General features: G+C 68.5%; 1 protein-coding gene. It reads left to right on the forward strand.

Annotation, left to right across the window (positions count from 1 at the left end; translation table 11 throughout):
* Positions 1-96 precede the first annotated feature (96 nt).
* Positions 97-756, forward strand: a 660-nt coding sequence (locus tag BN1134_RS16730; RefSeq protein WP_269746980.1) for an MFS transporter, incomplete at its 3' end; no start/stop codon positions are given.

Here is a 756-nt window from a genome sequence, read left to right on the forward strand (position 1 = left end):
CCCGCGCAGCCGCCACGGCTTCACGCGCCTTGGCAGCCTGCGCCAGCTCACCGCCTCTTGAGATGTGCTACCTTGCCGACACCGCTTCCCCCTCTCTTGCCACCTGGAGCCGGCATGTCCCCCAAGAGCGTCTTTGCCAGCGTCGCGCTGGTCATCATCCTCGGTTCGCTTGAAAAGAGCATCGTCACCACCCCGCTGCCCCTCATCGGCCAAGCGCTGAACGCCGGCGCCGCCCTCACCTGGGTGGTGACCAGCTACCTGCTGGCGGCCACCGCCGTGCTGCCCGTCTATGGCAAGCTGAGCGATCAGTTTGGCCGGCTGCGCCTGCTCAACATCGGGTTGGGGCTGTTTCTGGCCGGATCCTTGGCCTGCGCCCTGGCCCAGAGCCTGCCCCAGCTGCTGGCCGCCCGGGTGCTGCAAGGGCTCGGTGGGGGCGGGCTCATCGCGCTCGCCTTCACCGTCATCGCCGACACCATTCCCCCGCGCGAGGTGGGCCGCTACCAGGGCTACATCTCGGCGGTCTATGCGGTCTCGAGCATTGCCGGCCCCCTGCTGGGGGGCTACTTTGCCGAACACCTGAGCTGGCGCTGGGTGTTCTGGATCAACCTGCCCCTCGGGGCCCTGGCGCTGTGGCTGGTCAACCGCCACCTCGGCCACCTCAATGAGCGCCACGCCCGCCGCTTCGACTGGCCTGGCGCCCTGCTGCTGATGCTCTCGACTACCCTGCTGCTGCTTTTGCTCTCACCTGACGCGCCG

The organism is Aeromonas simiae (assembly GCF_000820125.1).
GTDB lineage: Bacteria > Pseudomonadota > Gammaproteobacteria > Enterobacterales > Aeromonadaceae > Aeromonas > Aeromonas simiae.